At 53.7% G+C, this 17,758-nt stretch carries 17 protein-coding genes and 1 tRNA gene; 4 read left to right on the top strand and 14 right to left on the bottom strand.

Features of this window, described 5'->3' with window-relative positions; genetic code table 11:
* Positions 1 to 2: 2 nt before the first annotated feature.
* Together C5Y96_RS14650 and C5Y96_RS14645 are read left to right on the top strand one after the other, a co-directional pair.
* Entirely contained in the window at positions 3 to 1,271 is a 1,269-nt protein-coding gene (locus C5Y96_RS14650) for a M20 family metallopeptidase (RefSeq protein WP_105354685.1), read from the top strand.
* A gap of 10 nt (positions 1,272 to 1,281) precedes the next feature.
* On the top strand, positions 1,282 to 2,430 hold the full coding sequence (locus C5Y96_RS14645) for a YbdK family carboxylate-amine ligase (RefSeq protein WP_105354683.1): 1,149 nt from the start codon (positions 1,282 to 1,284) through the stop codon (positions 2,428 to 2,430).
* A 12-nt stretch (positions 2,431 to 2,442) separates the two neighbouring features.
* Here the strand turns inward: C5Y96_RS14645 and C5Y96_RS14640 are convergent, their stop codons facing one another.
* The 14 genes from C5Y96_RS14640 to C5Y96_RS14575 all read right to left on the bottom strand — a co-directional run bounded on the left by C5Y96_RS14640 (position 2,443) and on the right by C5Y96_RS14575 (position 16,616).
* Complete coding sequence (locus tag C5Y96_RS14640; protein WP_105354681.1) at positions 2,443 to 3,036, bottom strand: thioredoxin family protein; 594 nt, start codon at positions 3,034 to 3,036, stop codon at positions 2,443 to 2,445.
* 103 nt (positions 3,037 to 3,139) lie between these two features.
* Complete coding sequence (locus C5Y96_RS14635) at positions 3,140 to 3,922, bottom strand: TatD family hydrolase (RefSeq protein WP_105354679.1); 783 nt, start codon at positions 3,920 to 3,922, stop codon at positions 3,140 to 3,142.
* 81 nt (positions 3,923 to 4,003) lie between these two features.
* Positions 4,004 to 4,444, bottom strand: a complete 441-nt coding sequence (locus C5Y96_RS14630) for a hypothetical protein (protein ID WP_105354677.1) — start codon at positions 4,442 to 4,444, stop codon at positions 4,004 to 4,006.
* A 22-nt stretch (positions 4,445 to 4,466) separates the two neighbouring features.
* Complete coding sequence (locus C5Y96_RS14625; RefSeq protein WP_105354675.1) at positions 4,467 to 6,152, bottom strand: NADH-quinone oxidoreductase subunit N; 1,686 nt, start codon at positions 6,150 to 6,152, stop codon at positions 4,467 to 4,469.
* A gap of 17 nt (positions 6,153 to 6,169) precedes the next feature.
* Entirely contained in the window at positions 6,170 to 7,933 is a 1,764-nt protein-coding gene (locus tag C5Y96_RS14620; RefSeq protein WP_199188710.1) for a NuoM family protein, read from the bottom strand.
* Between the two features lie 32 nt (positions 7,934 to 7,965).
* Positions 7,966 to 10,371: an NADH-quinone oxidoreductase subunit L gene (nuoL, locus tag C5Y96_RS14615; protein ID WP_105354673.1), complete on the bottom strand. Its 2,406-nt coding sequence runs from the start codon at positions 10,369 to 10,371 to the stop codon at positions 7,966 to 7,968.
* Positions 10,371 to 10,706, bottom strand: coding sequence for an NADH-quinone oxidoreductase subunit NuoK (gene nuoK / locus C5Y96_RS14610; protein WP_105354671.1), 336 nt, complete (start codon positions 10,704 to 10,706; stop codon positions 10,371 to 10,373). Before nuoK ends, nuoL begins: the two co-directional genes overlap by 1 nt.
* Positions 10,703 to 11,425, bottom strand: coding sequence for an NADH-quinone oxidoreductase subunit J (locus C5Y96_RS14605; protein WP_199188709.1), 723 nt, complete (start codon positions 11,423 to 11,425; stop codon positions 10,703 to 10,705). The genes nuoK and C5Y96_RS14605 overlap by 4 nt, the downstream gene beginning before the upstream one ends.
* The gene (gene nuoH / locus C5Y96_RS14600) at positions 11,422 to 12,651 is read right to left on the bottom strand and encodes an NADH-quinone oxidoreductase subunit NuoH (RefSeq protein WP_105354669.1); all 1,230 of its coding nucleotides are present in this window, start codon (positions 12,649 to 12,651) and stop codon (positions 11,422 to 11,424) included. Before nuoH ends, C5Y96_RS14605 begins: the two co-directional genes overlap by 4 nt.
* Before the next feature lie 179 nt (positions 12,652 to 12,830).
* Positions 12,831 to 13,424 (bottom strand): HupE/UreJ family protein, encoded by a 594-nt coding sequence (locus C5Y96_RS14595; protein ID WP_105354667.1) that lies wholly within the window; start codon positions 13,422 to 13,424, stop codon positions 12,831 to 12,833.
* A gap of 157 nt (positions 13,425 to 13,581) precedes the next feature.
* Entirely contained in the window at positions 13,582 to 14,787 is a 1,206-nt protein-coding gene (locus tag C5Y96_RS14590; protein ID WP_105354665.1) for an NADH-quinone oxidoreductase subunit D, read from the bottom strand.
* An 18-nt stretch (positions 14,788 to 14,805) separates the two neighbouring features.
* Complete coding sequence (locus C5Y96_RS14585) at positions 14,806 to 15,336, bottom strand: NADH-quinone oxidoreductase subunit C (protein ID WP_105354663.1); 531 nt, start codon at positions 15,334 to 15,336, stop codon at positions 14,806 to 14,808.
* Positions 15,337 to 15,360: 24 nt separating this feature from the next.
* Positions 15,361 to 15,990, bottom strand: coding sequence for an NADH-quinone oxidoreductase subunit A (locus tag C5Y96_RS28145; RefSeq protein WP_105354661.1), 630 nt, complete (start codon positions 15,988 to 15,990; stop codon positions 15,361 to 15,363).
* A gap of 89 nt (positions 15,991 to 16,079) precedes the next feature.
* Positions 16,080 to 16,616 carry a NuoI/complex I 23 kDa subunit family protein gene (locus C5Y96_RS14575; protein ID WP_105354870.1) on the bottom strand — a complete coding sequence of 179 codons (537 nt, stop codon included), beginning with the start codon at positions 16,614 to 16,616 and terminating at the stop codon, positions 16,080 to 16,082.
* A 513-nt stretch (positions 16,617 to 17,129) separates the two neighbouring features.
* Between C5Y96_RS14575 and csrA the strand changes: the two genes are divergently transcribed.
* Entirely contained in the window at positions 17,130 to 17,342 is a 213-nt protein-coding gene (gene csrA, locus C5Y96_RS14570) for a carbon storage regulator CsrA (protein ID WP_105354659.1), read from the top strand.
* A 199-nt stretch (positions 17,343 to 17,541) separates the two neighbouring features.
* Positions 17,542 to 17,614: transfer RNA gene (locus C5Y96_RS14565), tRNA-Glu, on the top strand.
* Positions 17,615 to 17,758 lie beyond the last annotated feature (144 nt).

Genomic DNA, 17,758 nt, shown 5'->3' with positions numbered 1-17,758 from the left:
GCATGACAGCCTGGCAATCGCGACTGAGTGCGGAGATCGACCAGAACACCGATCACCTCGTTCAATTCCGCCGCAACCTGCATCGCTTTCCAGAAGTGTCTGGTGAAGAATTTCAGACCAGCCTTTCTCTCTACCAAATTCTAGGTGATTTGGGCCTATCAGTACGCATGGGACCAGACGGTCGCGGCGTGATCGCGGACCTCGACACCTTTGAAAACGAAGAGTCGACCGTGATTGCCTTGCGCGGCGATATCGATGCCCTTCGGATCCATGACTGCAAAAAGGTTGATTACTGCAGCCAGGTCGACGGCGTGATGCATGCCTGTGGTCACGATGCTCACACCACGCTCGTGTTGGGTGCGGCTCAAGCGATTCAAGCATTGGCCAAAAAGGATGAACTGCCTTGGCCGATCCGTGCTCGTTTCATCTTTCAGCCTGCCGAGGAAACTTGTGTAGGTGCCAAGGCGATGATTAAGGCTGGAGCCCTGGAAGATGTCTCCGCCATTTTGGCCACGCACATGGAGCCAAGCCTTCCCTTTGGTAAAGTCGGGTTTCGCAAGGGAGAGTTGACGGCGAATTGTGAAGAGATCCGCATCACAATCCATGGTTCAAGCGGCCATGGAGCACGTCCCTACGAAGCGAACGATCCCATTGCCGCCGCCGCACAGCTTATCAATACGCTTTACCTGGCTCTCCCCCGCGTTACGCAGACACATGAAGCGGTGGTGGTCAGTTTTGGACAGATCCATGGCGGAACCAGCGCCAACGTGATTCCGGAAACGGTCGAACTGCAAGGTACCATGCGGACACTGCAAGCTCAGACACGCTCCGAGACGATTCGCCACATCCATCGCATCGCTGAAGGTATCGCGATGGCCACTCGAACGGAAATCTCGGTCAGCTTCGACCTGGGTACTCCCGCAGTCCGAAACGATGGCAATGTGATCGACTTGCTTAAAGAAAACTGCGCCGAGCTATTGGGCATGCCGGCGATTTACGAAGTTCCGCGAGCCAGCATGGGAGGTGAGGACTTCGCGTTCTATCTGGACCATGTACCGGGGGCTATGATTCGACTCGGTTGTGCCGCACCTGGGGCGAGCAATTGGCCACTGCTGCATAGCACGTGTTTCGATATCGACGAACGTGTTTTGCCCCTAGGAGCCAACCTGCTGGCTCGTAGCCTGATTGCCTGCTTCGAGCCTGGCTCACGCTTCAATACTCAACTATTGCAGTCTCGGACGACGCCTCACCCCGATTCGACTTCAGACTAGGACGCCCCATATGTCGAAAATCGAGTTTCGCGCCAATAATTACCCAACCCTCGGTGTTGAGTTGGAATTAGGTCTGGTCGACAACCAAACGATGCAGTTGTCGTCTGCGGTTCAGACCATCCTCGATCAGCTACCCGACGAGGAAAAAGGGCAATACAAGCCCGAACTGATGCAGTGCTGCCTGGAGATCAATACAGGGATTTGCCACACCGTCGGCGAAGCAGAGCAGGACCTAACTGACAAGATAAAACGCATCGAGACGGTCTTGGACAAACTCGGCCTAAAGCTTTGGTGGGCGGCCACCCATCCCTTTTCGCTCTGGAAAGATCAGGTCGTCACGCCCAATCAGCGCTACCTAGACCTTCTGGAGCTTCTGCAGGAGATGGCCCGCCGTTTGGTCACCCAAGGTTTGCACGTGCATGTGGGGGTTGAGTCAGGAGACAAAGCAGTCATGCTGTGCGATCGCATCATGCAGTATCTGCCACTGCTGTTGTCCCTCTCCAGCTCAAGCCCATACTGGGAAGGACGCGATACCGGCCTCTCGTCTCATCGCAGCAAGATTATGGAAGGGCTGCCGACCGCTGGAATTCCGACGCTTATGCGGAACTGGAGCGAGTACGTCTGGATCGTCAATCACATGGTCGACACTGGCTTCATTAATACGATTCGCGAAATCTGGTGGGACGTTCGCCCTCACCATAATTTCGGAACAGTCGAAGTTCGTATCTGCGACATGCCTGGCAGCCTGGACGACGTTCTCGCCTTGACGGCGATGACACAGTGCCTGATCGTCTATCTTTCGCGCGAGATCGACGAAGGTGCCTATCAGCACGATTGCCACCCGATGATGGTCCGTCAAAACAAATGGCGTGCGGCTCGCTTCGGTACTTCGGCTCGACTGGTCAATTCGTTCACATTCGATGTCGAAACGGTGCCAGAGATGACCAAACGCCTGGTGACCAACCTCACTCCGCTGGCCAAACGACTTCAATGTGCCGAGCAGCTTGAATACTGTAACGCTATTGCCAATCGCCCAAGCTGGGCATCCCAGCAGCGAAAGCTGTTACAAGAAACAGGATCAGCGGCCGAGATGGTCCGCATCCTGACGGATGGTTCAAGACTATCCAAGGCCGCTGGCTCCGAGGAATCAACCGTTTGACCCGTTCGCCAATTAGGCGGTACCGGCAGGGTTAAAGTATTCTGGTTCCTTGCCGGAAATCCACTTGATGTTGCAACCAATGCTGGGCATCTGCGGCTCAGGCACAGCATTTCCAGCGACGATCGCATCGACCGCCTTGCGAAGGTCATCGCCGGTCACAGCGATGTCGTTACCCGGACGGCTGGCATCGAACTGACCACGATAAGCAAGCTTCTTGTCGCCATCGAAGACATAAAAATCGGGCGTGCAAGCAGCTTTGTACGCCCTGGCTACGCTCTGATCTTCGTCGTACAGGTAGGGAAACGTGTAACCACGATTCTCGGCCTCGTGGACCATCTGTTCGGGGGAATCGTCCGGATAGTTGGCAACGTCGTTGGAACTGATCCCCACGACCGCCACTCCCTTGGCCTGGCACTCGCGACCGAAATCGGCCAAGGCATCTGCCAGATGCTTCACAAAAGGACAGTGGTTACACATGAAGATAACGACCAACGCCTTGGCATCGGCAAAGTCAGCCAGCGAGACCGTCTTCGAATCGACGTTCAACAAAGAAAAATCAGGAGCTGGCGTTCCCAGCGGAAGCATTGTACTGGCGGTCTTAACCATCGGATGATTGTCCTAGGGTAATGGATGCGGAAAGTCTTGAGTCGTTCTCGTATTCTAACGCAGCGGCAGACACTCTCAACTGCGGGACACGGCAACCGTGGCATTAAGATTCCGCTATGCCAAACAGTTTCCGTGCATTGGCCGTTGTGATGCGTGCCAACTCTGACGGATCAACACCAAGCTCGTTAGCCAGGCATCTTCCCGTGTGAACCACAAGTGCCGGCTCGTTAGGCCGCTGTTTGCGGCATGGCTCGGGACTCAAATAAGGGCAGTCCGTCTCCACGAGCAATCGGTCGGCCGGAATCGTTTTCGCGACGTCGCGCAGTTCCTGGTTTCGCTTGAACGTCAACATGCCTGCAAAACTAATATGCATTCCGCACGCGACACCTAGTTCGGCCAACTGTGCGTTTCCGGTATAGGAATGCAAGATACCTGACAAAGGCCCGTCGGCTTTCGAGACCTCTAACCACTCAATGATATCCTCTTCGCACTCACGCATGTGAATCACGAGCGGCTTGTTGTATGCCCGCGATTTTTCAACATGCCACTGCAAGTATTCCTTTTGAAGTTCAATCGGGGCGAAATCCCAGTATCGGTCGAGGCCAGTTTCGCCGATCGCAACCACTTTAGGATGAGGAATCAATTGTTCAATCTGATCGAGGTCCCCCTCGTTCGCTTCCGCACTGTGATTGGGATGAATCCCGACCGAAGCGTAGACCTGCGGAAATCGCTCGGCCAGCTCAACACAAGTCCGGCTATCTTCCAGCGTGGTACCGATCGCCACGATCGTGCCGACGCCCGCCTCTTGAGCTCGGCCTAGGACATCCTCGATTTGCGGTAGTAGCCCTTCATCAAACAGATGGGCATGCGTATCAAACCATTCCACGATAATGCTCTTCTAGGGCCTCAGACCAGCGAATCAGAAACGGTTCATGGTAACGCGGTCACGGCTATTGCGAAACGGCCGTTACGCTTTCACTGCCGGAGAACCACCCTTCGTTTCTGCCAGGTTCTCAAGATGCCCCATGGCCATACCGATCGCCATATTGACCAGGAAATACGACGACTGCTCTCGATCCATCCACGAGGCAATCTCTTCCAACGTCTTTAGCAGGCGGCGTTCGTAGTGAGTAAGCTCTTGCAATATGAAGTCGAGAGACAAGTCATTTAGATCCGTATATTCCATCGGAAAGTCGCCCAAAGCAACAGGTCGATCATCCGCTTCAAGCACTCGCAGAGTCCGCTGAACCAAGTCGTGATGATCGGCCGCGATGTCGTCGATGATCACTGCCTTTGATTCGCTGCCGGAACTGACCCAAGGCCGAGCATATGTCAAATAGGTCGGCAGCGAACGATGATGCAATGCGGCGATTCGGTTAAGCAATTCAAATTGTCTGGCAGGCAACATTGGCAGAAGTTCACCTAAAACATCACGAGACCAAACCGCGAACGGCTTGTTGAATCCAAACGTTCAGAAAATCCCAACCGATAATCAGCACTAATACTGGTACGGTCAAGCACCACAAGTAGCCGGCCTGCAAGATACCAGGCGAACTCCGCATTGGGGCCGTATCTGCGTCGACGGAATCGATCGTCATTACTTTCACAATTCGAAGATAGTAGAACAAGCTTATCGCAGTGTTCACACAACCAATTACTAGCAACGCGATCAGATAGTTTTCACCGCTTGCCAGATATCCGCGAGCCAGTCCCGCGAAGACCGCAAACTTGCCAATAAAGCCAGCCAGCGGAGGAAGCCCAACGAGACTAATCAACATAACGGCCAGGCAAATGGTGAACGATTTGTTGCGATGAATCATCCCAGCATAGTCCTGGATTTCTTCACTTCGCGTAACATCACGCACCATGGCCACGACGGCAAATGCCCCGAGGTTCATCACCAGATAGACCGCAATATAAAGCCCCAAGTAGCCGACACACTGACCGGCCGCAACAGGATCGATCGAAACCAGCGCAAGTACTGCCGGCACGGCCATCATCATGTAGCCTGCGTGGGCAATCGTAGAGTAGGCCAAGAGTCGCTTGATATTTGTTTGAGCAAAGGCTGCAAGGTTCCCGAACGTACACGTCACGGCCGCCATCACGGCAATCAGCCAGGCTACGACGTTTCGGATGGAACCTAACGCCGGTCCGACCGCTTCAGTCTCGACGGCAATCGTATTCGCATTTCCCCTTTCCCATTCCACTAAACCGAGCGGGGCACTTTCTAAACAAGTGAGCCCTACCGCCATGCGTACCAGCAGTGCCAAGGCTGCGGCCTTGGATGCCACGGAGAGAAACGCCCCCACCTCGGCGGTCGCTCCTTCAAAGACGTCCGGACACCATTGATGAAACGGAACGGCAGATAGCTTGAATGCCACGCCCACCAGGATCATCAGCATAGCCATCACCAAGATCACACTCTCGGCAGGGGATATACCCTCGGCTGCCATTTCCGCGAGGTGCTGAGCCATCGTCGGCACGTGGGCTGAATTCAGCATCCCGCACAGGAGACTTATTCCGTAAAGCATCACCCCGGCGGTGCCTGCCCCGTACACGGCATACTTGAGCGCTGCTTCTGAACCCTTTCGATCGTGACGATGGATCGCAACCATGGCATATGACGGAACCGATGCCATCTCGATCGCCAAAAAGACCATCAGCATATGATTTGCCGATACCATCAAACACATGCCCAAAGCTGAGCCCAGCACTAATGTCGTGAAATCAGGGCTATCTGGCTTGCCGTGTGCTTTGGTTAGCTTTACGAGCACGAAAAACAGCAATAGAAAGGTGAGCAGCAAGGCCTTTATCACGACAGAGAAGCCATCGTAAACGAGCATTCCGGTAAAGATCTCGACACGTGGCAAATCACCAATGGCAACCATGCGGGCCGGACTTTGCGAGATATCCCAAGGGGCCAGTGGCGACAAAACACCAAGCGATATCAATGTTCCCACCAGGGCGAACCAAGTTGAGTCAATGCGTTCAGAGAAGGCAAACATGCGTGCCAACAGAATCACCACAATCGTCGCGCACAATACCAACTCTGCCCCAAACCCAGGGAGACTGGCAAAGGTATCGGAGGTCAGGTGATTTACGAGGGTGACAAACATGTAGGTATTGGGTCAACTTAGGGTGCATTCGCAGCAACATCTTTTTCCGCGGCTGCCTCTCGTTCCGCTCGAAGCCGGGGAAGCTTCACATCTTCGGTCCAATCGACCAGGTCGGTTACCTGCTGATCGACTGTGGCGTCCATGTATCGGAACATCGTTGCCGGAAAGACACCGAGAACAACGGCCAGCACACAAAGGGGCAGGGCAATGGCCATTTCCCGGAGATTTATCTCGGTCAGTTCTTCCGGGTGTGGACCTCGATACTCAGGACCAAGATACACGCGTTGGATTGCCCACAAGATATATGCCGCCGTCAAAATAACCACCGCCGCCGCGATTGCAGCAAGCGTAGCACTTAGTTTCCAAACCGAAAGAACAACGAAGACTTCGCCAATAAAGCCGCAGAGACCCGGTAACCCCAGGCCTGCGAAGAATAAGAGCATCGCCATCGCGGTGTAGACAGGCATCTTGCCGTACAGACCGCCGAACTGATTTAAATCGCGGTGATGTACTCGGTCGTAAATAACACCAACCATGAAGAACATACCAGCCGAGCTAATCCCGTGACCGATCATCTGAAACAGTGCACCTTTGACACCCATGCTCCATGAGACCGGATCGAACACCGTTCCGGCTGTCGCACTCCAGACACCCAGTCCCAAAACGACGTAGCCCATGTGACTTACCGAGCTATAGGCGACCATTCGTTTGAAATCGGTCTGAGCCAACGCCGCGAATGCCCCATAAACCATGCTGATCACACCGATCGAACTCACTACCCAAACCAGGTCGTACCCGGCATCAGGACAGATCGGGTAACAGATTCGCACGATGCCATAACCACCCATCTTCAGCAGCACCCCGGCCAGGATCATCGAGATTGGTGTGGGAGCTTCCACGTGGGCATCCGGCAACCAGGTATGAAGCGGCACACTGGGTACCTTGATGATAAAACCGATGAATAGCAGGACGAATGCCCACCACTGGACTGACTTGCCGAACAGCAATGCCTGATCGAAAACGTCCGTATGCTGACCGAGTTGCTGCAAAGCCAGAATATTGAACGTATGCAACGGATATTCGCTAGCATCGATCTTTGCCTTGTATTCCTCTGCGGAAAGTAATTGGCCAGCTTCATCCCAAGTAGCAATATGAGCGGTTGCAAGTTGCTGTACCGAAAGCTGCCGTAGATCGCTGTTAAAATAAAGCATCAACACGGCGATCAGCATCAGCACACTACCCACCAGTGTGTACAAGAAGAACTTGATCGCGGCGTATTCCTTACGTGGTCCGCCCCAAACACCAATCAGGAAGTACATCGGCAGCAGCATGACTTCCCAGAAAATATAAAACAGAAAGAAGTCGAGCGACAAAAACACGCCCATCATGCCAGCCAACAGCAACAGGTAAAGCATGCAGTAGCTTTTCACGTACTTGTCGATCGTCCAACTGGCCCCCATCGCCAGACAGGAAATCAACGCCGTCAGCAACAGCAAGGGAAAGCTGATCCCATCGATACCGAGAAAGAACTGAATGTCGAACGACGGAATCCATGACGCCTGAACGACATGCTGAAGACCAGCATCCCCAATTTCAAAGCTAAGGGCTTCGCTCCAAGGAAGGGCAATCCACAGTGTCGGCAGCAATACAAGCAGTGTGACCAACAACGTGAACCAGCGCAGCAGCGATTTGTTTTCCGAAGGGAAAAACAATAAGACAATCGCACCCACCACAGGCGTGAAGATCAACGATGTCACGATGAAGTTTGCCAGGTTATCCATACAAGTGCCTCAAGGGCAAAAAGCTCTAGCCGCTACCGAGCCAGCGAATAAGTCCAATAACTTAGAATCAGAAACAACGTCACGGTGCTGATAACGATGAGCATTACATACTGCCGCAAACTTCCCGTCTGCACTGTCCGTAAGCTGCTGCCCAATCGATAAGTCCGCCGTGAAAACCAGTTCACGAAACCATCGACTCCGCGACGATCAATCCAAAAGTCGGAAAGCCTTGCCAAACCAACTACCATCCAAGCCGCACCATCGACAAGTCGATCGATTACGCACCGATCAAACCATGCAACGCATGTCGCCACGGCAAGTGTCCCGCTTACAAAAACGGCCTGATAGATTTCGTCGAAGTACCACTTATTCATTAGGACACGATACAGCGGATCGAACGAACGTCGCACATCGGCCGGGTCCAATGTCTTCCACAAATAGAACACCGATGCCAACAAGATACCGCTAATCGCTGCCCCAAATGCCAACAGCCCGACCGGCCCTTTGACTGCGGCAGTGTGCCCCTTCGACTCTTCCGGCAGCGTAACATGCCAATGGCTACCGGCCATATCTTGCCAAATACCTGCTGGCCGTGCCTGCTCGATTGTTCGAGCAAGGGTAGGTAGTCCCACCCAATCGTAGATCGGCCAAGCGACAACTACTGCCAAAATCGCCAGCAAGACCAACGGTACAACCATCGTCCTGGGCGATTCGTGGGCATGCTCGTGCTTGTGGCTAGAACGTGGCTCGCCAAGGAACGTCAGGTACCACATGCGGAACATATAGAACGCAGTCAAACAGGCACCGCCGCAAGCAACCGCGAAGAACACGGATCCCCAAACCGGATTGAAATGACGGAACGAAAACACTTGCTCCAGGATGGCGTCTTTCGAGTAATAACCGCTCAGCCCGATCGGCTGTCCGAAGATCGATGGAAGACCAATCCCCGAGATCGCCAGGCAGCCAACGAGCATCGTGTACCCGGTCCATGGCATCTTGCGAATGAGCCCGCCCATGTGGGGCATTTCGTTGGTATGCACCGCATGGATCACCGATCCAGAGCACAAAAACAACAAGCTCTTGAAACAGGCATGCGTGATCAAATGCATCACCCCTGCCGCCCATCCGCCGACACCAAGAGCCAACATCATGTACCCCAGCTGGCTAACCGTCGAATAGGCCAAGACACGTTTAATATCCGTAGAGACGAGAGCGATCGTTGCCCCTAAGAACAAGGTGATGCAGCCGACGCAGGCAATCACCAACAGCACTTCCGGCAAGAAGATTGGATACGACCTCGCCACCAGGAACACGCCAGCGGCAACCATCGTGGCTGAGTGCACCAGGGCCGACACAGGCGTTGGGCCTTCCATGGCATCGGGCAACCAGACGTGCAGCGGTAACTGGGCACTCTTGCCGACACATCCGCAGAAAATTCCCAGGCCGGCGATCATCAACAGTGTGTAGCCGTACTTCGTTGTGTCTCCCTCGGCCTTCCCGTCGCGCCAGACCTCAATCGAAGCATCGACTTTCGCGTTAAGCTGTTCCTGACTTAGTGGTTCGGCGGAAGCGAGGGCCAATTCGTCGATTCGATCCGCAGCGGCCAGACGAACCATGCCGTCAGGCGTCTTCAATGCGTAGTGATTCTCTTCGCTCCGCATCTGAGCAAACACGCCGTTACCTGCACTCGGCATGTCACCGAAATCGAGTGTACCTAAACTGGCCCACAAAGCCATCAGTCCGATCAACATGCCAAAGTCGCCGACGCGATTGACGATAAAGGCCTTGTTGGCAGCGGTCGACGCCGATAGGCGTTCGACATAGAAACCGATCAGTAACCAGGAACAGAGCCCAACCAACTCCCAAAAGACAAACGTCATCAGGAAGTTCCCTGAAATCACCAGTCCCAGCATGCTGAAACAGAACAGGGAAAAGGCCTGGAAGAATCGTGCATACCGGCCTGGCCGACGCAGCGATTCACCATTGGCAAGCAGTGCCTCGTTATCCACCACGCCATGCAATTCTTCGTGCATGTATCCGGTGGCATAGAAATGAATGCAGGTGGCAATAAAAGTCACCATACAAAACATGAGGATCGTTAGTGCATCAATATAGTAATTGATGCTAACCTCGGCCCCAGCGAAGCTTGCCAACGTGTAGCCATTGCCGACAATCACCGGCGGGGCATAATGTTCAACCGCATGGTGAGCGTCATCCATCACGTGCGGAGCAGGCGTATGATGGACGGCGAACCAAATGCCCGCCGAGAAGAACGACAGAAGCGTCGAGGCCAGAATAGCACTCGTCGCGATCCATCCCGCTGGCTTTCCTCGATCACCTAGCCACTTGCCGACCACTAAGATCACGCAGAACGACACCAACGGCAGTATCACCGCGGTCGCCAGCAAACTCGGAAGATACGGCAGGAAAACTTCCATTAACCTTTTAGTTCATCCGCGCGATCGACGTCTATAGTCGCATGGTTATTGTAAAAGTTCAGGGCTATCGCCAGGGCAACTGCTGCTTCCGCTGCTGCCAAAACGATGACGAATATCGCTATCAGATGCCCATCGAGACCCAAGGTCTCGTCGCGGAAGTAAGGACTCGCAAATCCCACGAAGTTGACGATCGCTCCATTAAGGACCAACTCGATGCCCATCAATATACCCAAGGCATTTCGCTTCGTTGCCATGCACAGCACGCCGGTCACGAACAGAAATGCTCCGACCGCCAGGAAGTGAGACAATCCGATGGGTTCGGTCAAAAAGCTCACTGGTGATCGCCTCCGTGATGATGCCGTTTAGCCCGGGCCAGGAATGCGGCCCCGACCAGCACTACCAGCAAGTGAACCGAAACAATCTCAAAGGGAAGCAAGTAGCCTGCTAAGCCCGTTTCTTCGCTTTCAATCTTATCCGCTCTCACACCTACGAGCGCCAGGCCAATCTCGCCTGTCCGCTGCGGCATTCCTTCACTGGCTTTGGCCGCCATAAGCTCTAATTTGCGTCGCTGCGCCGCGGTAATCTCTTCCCCGCGTGCCTGTTGACTATTGAGTTCTTCCGCGAAAGCCAGCAACTGCGCATCGACGACAGACTGATAGTCCGAGCTTTGCCACTGTGGAATGAGAAATACAAGCTGCACCAAAATGGCCAGCAAGGCACCGCCCACCAATAGCCCCAATATCCAGTCGCCAGCAGGGGTTCGCATGGTAATGAACGCCTTTTGCGCCGTGAGCATCACGCCGAAGATCAACAGCACGACCGTTCCACCGACATAGATCATCAGTTGCATCGCACCAACGAAATAGGCTCCGGCAAGAAACAGCAAGCCGCTGGTTGCCGCCAGACAGACAATCAAGGCAAACGCCATCCGCACGATGTTGTTCGTCATGGCCACGACGACGGCAAAACCACAGGCACACGAGGCGATGACATAAAACAACACCGTGTGCCAGTTGATCGCTACTTCGCTAGTGGCCGCGAGAAGTGGAGTCACTCGACTTCTCCTTCCTCGTCTGCTGACGACGACAGCGATTCAAGCAGCGCATCGGCTTGCTTCTCGCCGGTCTTATACCAACCCTCGCGTACCAAAGAGCGTTCCTGAGCTGGCAGTAAATCGTTGAAGAAGGGAACGTCCAGCGCCGTCCAGAACATTACCCCCAATAGGCATACGGCGGCGATCGGAACACAGTACTTCAGGCACATGGTAATCACCTGGTCAACACGCAAACGCGGAAACGTCCAACGCACCCACATCATCGCGATCACACCAATCGATGCCTTGACCAGCAAGCAAAGCACGCCAAACAGATTAGCGATTGAACTGAACCACCAGCAATTGCCAAGGTAGTCGGGGTACCAATCCATCAGAGCGCTGAAAATGGGGATCGGGCCATTCCAGCCGCCAAAGAATAGGATCGCCGCCAAGGCCGAGACCAAAATCATCGAGCCGTATTCGGCCATGAAGAACAGGCTCCAACGCATGCCAGAGTACTCGGTGAGAAAGCCGGCCACCAGCTCACTTTCGGCTTCTGCCAGGTCGAATGGAGCTCGATTCACACTAGCAACCGCACACGTAAAGTAAATCCAGAACACGACAAAGATGAAGGGATCGTGGAAGATCAGCCAATTGGTGAACAAACCTCGCTGCTGATCGCCAATAGCAACCAGGTCCATCGTTCCGCAGATCATCAGGGGAACGATCACGCAGAGACCCAACGGCACTTCATAGCTGACAACCTGGGCCGCTTGCCGCATTGCACCGAACAGCGACCACTTCGACCCTGACGAGTACCCTGCCAAGATCACGCCGAAGACTTCCAATCCCAAGACGGCGATCAGAAAGAACAGACCGATGTTCAAATGCAAAGCCACCCACCCTGAAGCGAAGGGGAGGGCCATGAACGCGGAGAAGCTGGCGGCGAACGCCACATAGGGTGCCAATTTGAACAGGATGGGATCAGCATCCTTGGGCATCAAGTCTTCTTTTGAAAGAAGCTTAATCCCGTCGGCCAGCGATTGAAGCCACCCAAATGCCCCACCAGTGCGAGTTGGCCCCAGGCGATCTTGAATACGGCCAGAGACCTTCCGTTCGGCCCAGATGAACACAAACGCACCCAGAGCGATCACATTGACCAGCAAGAAGGCTTGAATCAGCGCGGCGACCGTGTACCCCAGGAATTCCCATCCTGCAGGAAACCAACCTGCGAAGAACTCTCCCACGTGCGCGCTTTCCTTGTGCGTAAAAATACCGGGCAAAACACAGCCTTTTCCCGGACCCTCATGATACCGACCCAGGCACCCGGCGAAAACTACTCAGTCGTCAAACTCCGGCTTTCTCGCCGGGAATTAGTTCACCTGGTGTTTGTTTTCTCGGCAACTCGCATCAGGATCAATTGCCACTACAGCACACCCAAAAGCAAACAGACTCCAACCAGCGAGATTGCCACTCCAGACAGACGAAGTGAAGGTGCCCAACGCCGACTATTCTTCACGCTCAATCCAACAGCAATCCCGACCAAATGGAGTAGTGCGGTAGCACCAACAACCCCAGACGCATACCACACAGCATCGGCCATTGCAGGCATCTCGATTCCGTGAGCATGGCCGTGCATCAAACCAAATACTCCGAGAAAGATGGCGGCAGAGACAATTGGATATGCCATCCCCAAGGCCAAAGCAACACCGAGAGCAACCACCGAAAGTGCGATCCCATACTCAACAAATTGAACCTGCACTCCATTCATGCCAATAGTGCCACCAACGACCATCATGCCCAGGAACGTTGCCGGAAGTATCCAAATCGCTTTCCCACCTATCTGCACACTTAAAAGCCCAACAGCGATCATCGCCAGAAGATGATCTAAACCAAACCATGGGTGTGAGAAGCCTGCTCCCAAGCTACTGCCTGAAAGACCATGCTGCGGATGAGCAAAGGCGGTTGATGAAATGACCACAACCCAACATCCTGCCAACAAAGCTTTCCGAAAATTCATCACTGTTGTTCCGATCCCAAGCGGGTCAACTCGTCGGCCAGGTGGCTAACATTTTTACCGTAAAACCAAAGGGGAGATGCACCTTGAATACATCGCCAACGAGTAAACCACGCAGGCCCCAGCAAGGCTCCAAACACCTTTTACCACCACAGTACGATCAACGATCGATTTCCCCCATCACAATATCCAGCGAACCAACGATCGCTGGAATGTCGGCGATCAAGCCACCACGGCAGAGTTCTTCGACAACCGAAAGATTACTGAAACAGCTACTGCGAGCCCTGACCCGGCGAGGAATCGAGTCGCCCCCATCGGATACGACATAGAATCCCATCTGCCCACGAGGGCACTCCGTCTCAAGATAGGCCTCGCCAGGCGGCAGCTTGGTTGCCAGCTTGATGGGCGTTCCCCAGTCGCCGCTCGACTTCCGATAAAAATCCATCCCCTGGCGGATCAATTTGATCGCCTGAATCACTTCTAACATCCGCACGTAGAACCGGTGCCAACAATCGCCCAGCACAGCCTCATCCGGCACGGAGGGATAAACCTGATCCGTCGGGTAGCTACCGTCTCTTTCGACGATCACCTCGAAATCGTATCCCTCGTACATTGCCCGGTAGCGAGGCTCGCCATCTCGGCGAAGATCATGATCGACGCCAGACCCGCGCAGCACCGGCCCTGAACAGCCATAGGCAATCGCCATGTCGGCCGACATAACCCCAATGCCCGTGGTCCGTTTGATGAAAATGGCGTTCGTTGTCAAAAGCGTGTGATAGTCCGGAATCTGAGGCTCGAACTGATCCAGAAAATGGCTGCACTTATCGATCCAGTCGAAAGGCAAATCGGCCGTCACGCCCCCTGGGGTGATATAGCTATAGGTTAGCCGCGCACCGCAGACCCATTCCAACAGATCGAGAATCTTCTCTCGCTCGCGGAACGCGTACAGAAATGGGCTGAAGGTCCCCAAATCGAGCCCGTAGGTTCCCATTCCCACCAGGTGACTGGCGATGCGATTCAATTCCGCAATCATCACGCGGGTATGTCGCACTTTTTCTGGCAGGTCGTAGTCAAGCAGCTTTTCCACAGCCAATGACCAGCCAAGGTTCATGTTCATACCGGCCAGATAATCCATCCGGTCGGTGTAAGGAATGAACTGCCGCGGCGTGAGGTTCTCGCCGATTTTTTCCGCGCAGCGATGCAGGTATCCGATATGGGGTACCGCCTCCGAGACAACCTCGCCATCGGTGCGCAAGACAAGCCGTAACACACCATGCGTGCTGGGATGCTGCGGCCCCATATTCACCAACATCTCGTCGGTGCGAACATCGAGTTCAATGATTTCGGATTGATTCGCGTTGGACATTCAAAGGGCTTTCACGAACTAGCGTCCACGGATTCCGTGATACTCGAGCGGCATGACATAATCCTTGCGAAGCGGGTGCCCTACCCAGTCTTCAGGGCACAAAATCCGTCTCAAATTCTCGTGCCCAATAAACAGAACGCCGGATAGATCGTATACCTCACGTTCGTGCCAATCAGCCGTTTTCCAGACACTGGTAACCGACGGCAATTCAGGAATTTGTCCTTCGATTGCATCCTTCCAACGCGATAGCATTACCTTCATGGTGCCAGTCGTTTTATGACGAATACTGGAAACGTGATAAACGACCTCTAAGTGTGGCTGCCACTTTGCCTTGGCGGCTTTCTTGGGATCGGTCTCGCAGTAGTCGACAACGCAAATCGAATTCAGGTAGTCAAACGCGATCGAAGACTCTTCCTTGAGATAACGACACACTTCCACTAAACCAGTTGGCGACACTTCGATCCAGGGATCGACGTTCTCGAGATTCGCACCTACGACCTTATCGCCGAAACGTTGCTTGAGTTTCTCTACGAAGGGCTCGTCAATCATGCTTGGGTTTACCTTGCTAAGCAACTAAGGAGTTGAGGCCACCTGAGTCGATTCCTGCCAGCTTGATTTTGATTTAGTACGTGTGCGCGCATGCCCGGACATCGAGCGCACCCAGTCGAGATCCCCTCGCTTCCAAACGTACGCGAAACCGACCATCAGAACCGCAAAAAAGACCATGATGTCCGCTACGCACGTCCAAACTAGTTTTGCAGCAGCCGAACGGGCCTGGGCGTTGCTGGCGGCAACGTCCTTTGATGCTAGAAGCTCCTCTTCACCGACCGGCAAACCAAGCTCCGTCATCAGGCCTGCGTATCCCGGACCAATCACACGGGTGCCATCTTCCATTTCGACAATCGCAGGTGTTTCCGGTTTGGCGAGCTGAGTTGACTTCCCAAAGACGACCGCCCAGGGAAAGAAAAACGCGACTTCGACATCGAAGATGATGAACAACAGAGCAACCACGTAGAATCGCAGATCAAACTGAACAAAGCTCGAACCGATCGTCGGCTCGCCACACTCATAGATCTCGAGCTTTTCTTCGTGCGGATTCTTCGGCCGGAGAATGCTTCCCAGCAAGAGATTCACCAACACGAAACCGAAGCCTGCCACAGTGAACAGGATCAGGTACGCGACAATCGTGGTGGATAAACTCATTGATGAAGTGACTTTTGAAGCATGTTAATGAAGCGGCCCAGGCACCGTTCGCATGACCTCATTTAAGGGACCACACGACGGTATTGCAACTAGCCGGTTTGCTCGGCAGGACCGCCGTGGACAGGGCGCAGGACTGCTTTAGATTCCGCCACAGCGGTTGGATTCAAGGTGGCTCGCCCCCAGGCAACATCAATCGGCAAACGAGAGTAGTCCACCAAGGCACCATCGCGGCTGTAGGAACTCAAGTCGAGTGTGCCTCCCATGAAAATGCAATCGACCGGACACGGTTCAACACACAAAGCACAGAACATGCACTTGGTGTAATCAATGGTGAAGTGCGTTAGCCTAAAACCCTTGCCGTTCTCGACACGTTCTTTGCCGATGTAGATGCAGTCGACCGGACAAGCCTTGGCACACTGGTCGCAACCAATACAGGTGGTGACATCAAAGCGATGAAACCCCCGGTAGCGGGGAGCCACTTGCGCAGGTAGCTCGGGATACTCGAAGTGCTCGGTAAATGTTTTTCGAGCTGGATCGTACGTCGATTTCCAAACCCGAAGCGTCACCCCAAGACCCTGTACAACCGTTGTGATCGCGCGAATCAGATTTTTCCACCAACTAAGCATGCCTTCCCTTTGCACGAATTCGGCTGGCATCTGCCAACTCGAAGGAGGTGTCGCTTTCCCTTACAGGGAATAGCCTTGCGTTAACGGCGAGTGCCCTCATATTAACGATTCTCCCCCTTCTGAGAAAGTGAAACCAAGTGGCCAATTAGCGGGGCAGTCTGTTTAAATACCAGGGACCTTAGACAACCCTGGCAACCAAGGCAAATACTCCCGTTTTTTCGGCACATTCCTCGCGACTGACTCCAGAATTCACTAAAGTCCGAGATTTGCTTGCTTGACGCGGCTAAATTAGCGCGTAGAGTGAAGTGAGAGTTTCCTCGCGCACAACAGGCTGTTCTTGTTGCGTTGGGGAGATTTTCGAGGATGTCGCTGTATTAGGTCGATTTGACTCGAACCTTCTGATTTCTGCTCAAGTCTAACGAAGGCACCAAGAAGGTTCAAGCATTCGACAAGGCAGTGCCGCCAAAATCATGAAAGAGTATTCCCCCTTGGCGGTTGCGTGGAGAGCATAAAATGCTGGTATTATCGAGGAAGAAAAACGAAAGCATTGTCATCAATAACGACATCACCATTGTCGTTGTTGAAATTCGTGGTGATAAGGTTCGCCTTGGGGTCGAAGCCCCAAAGGAAGTACCTGTACACCGCCGCGAGGTATACGATGCGATCAAACGCAATGAGAGCGGACAGTCGGCCACGGATGCGTCGGCCAACCTGGAATCGGAATAATCGCATCGATTATTGATCTCGATCGTCTTTCTCATTGAAACAACAAGCGTCCACTGAGTCCGCGAATTCTTACCGTATTCTGCTGCGGTTGCTTGTTTCGAACTACTTCGGTTAGCCGTGAAAAGGTTTTTCACTTCCGCACGGCATACCCCCTTCTCACACTGTCAGTCATTGGGTATATTTAAGCCCTTCAACAAACGGCCCCTTCGTCTAGTGGTCTAGGACACCGGCCTTTCACGCCGGTAACACGGGTTCGAGTCCCGTAGGGGTCACTTCAAAGCCTTTCGTCTTTACGACGGAAGGCTTTTTTTGTGGATGTACTGCCCCTCGTACGTCGTCATCACTTGCACCACATCCATCAGCGAGTTGAACACTTAATGCGATTGCGGGTAGGCTTTCTTTAGTCCAACACCATG

The organism is Blastopirellula marina (assembly GCF_002967715.1).
Taxonomy (GTDB): Bacteria; Planctomycetota; Planctomycetia; order Pirellulales; family Pirellulaceae; genus Bremerella; species Bremerella marina_B.
The sequence above is the reverse complement of the archived record's forward strand: the minus strand, read 5'-3'. Positions and strand labels throughout refer to the sequence as shown.

What these genes read in the sequence shown, in the direction of transcription:
- C5Y96_RS14650 (WP_105354685.1), top strand. Translation starts at nt 3, where the DNA reads ATGACAGCCTGGCAATCGCGACTGAGTGCGGAGATCGACCAGAACACC.
- C5Y96_RS14645 (WP_105354683.1), top strand. Translation starts at nt 1,282, where the DNA reads ATGTCGAAAATCGAGTTTCGCGCCAATAATTACCCAACCCTCGGTGTT.
- C5Y96_RS14640 (WP_105354681.1), bottom strand. Translation starts at nt 3,036, where the DNA reads ATGGTTAAGACCGCCAGTACAATGCTTCCGCTGGGAACGCCAGCTCCT.
- C5Y96_RS14630 (WP_105354677.1), bottom strand. Translation starts at nt 4,444, where the DNA reads ATGTTGCCTGCCAGACAATTTGAATTGCTTAACCGAATCGCCGCATTG.
- C5Y96_RS14625 (WP_105354675.1), bottom strand. Translation starts at nt 6,152, where the DNA reads ATGTTTGTCACCCTCGTAAATCACCTGACCTCCGATACCTTTGCCAGT.
- C5Y96_RS14620 (WP_199188710.1), bottom strand. Translation starts at nt 7,933, where the DNA reads ATGGATAACCTGGCAAACTTCATCGTGACATCGTTGATCTTCACGCCT.
- nuoL (WP_105354673.1), bottom strand. Translation starts at nt 10,371, where the DNA reads ATGGAAGTTTTCCTGCCGTATCTTCCGAGTTTGCTGGCGACCGCGGTG.
- C5Y96_RS14595 (WP_105354667.1), bottom strand. Translation starts at nt 13,424, where the DNA reads ATGAATTTTCGGAAAGCTTTGTTGGCAGGATGTTGGGTTGTGGTCATT.
- C5Y96_RS14590 (WP_105354665.1), bottom strand. Translation starts at nt 14,787, where the DNA reads ATGTCCAACGCGAATCAATCCGAAATCATTGAACTCGATGTTCGCACC.
- C5Y96_RS14585 (WP_105354663.1), bottom strand. Translation starts at nt 15,336, where the DNA reads ATGATTGACGAGCCCTTCGTAGAGAAACTCAAGCAACGTTTCGGCGAT.
- C5Y96_RS28145 (WP_105354661.1), bottom strand. Translation starts at nt 15,990, where the DNA reads ATGAGTTTATCCACCACGATTGTCGCGTACCTGATCCTGTTCACTGTG.
- C5Y96_RS14575 (WP_105354870.1), bottom strand. Translation starts at nt 16,616, where the DNA reads ATGCTTAGTTGGTGGAAAAATCTGATTCGCGCGATCACAACGGTTGTA.
- csrA (WP_105354659.1), top strand. Translation starts at nt 17,130, where the DNA reads ATGCTGGTATTATCGAGGAAGAAAAACGAAAGCATTGTCATCAATAAC.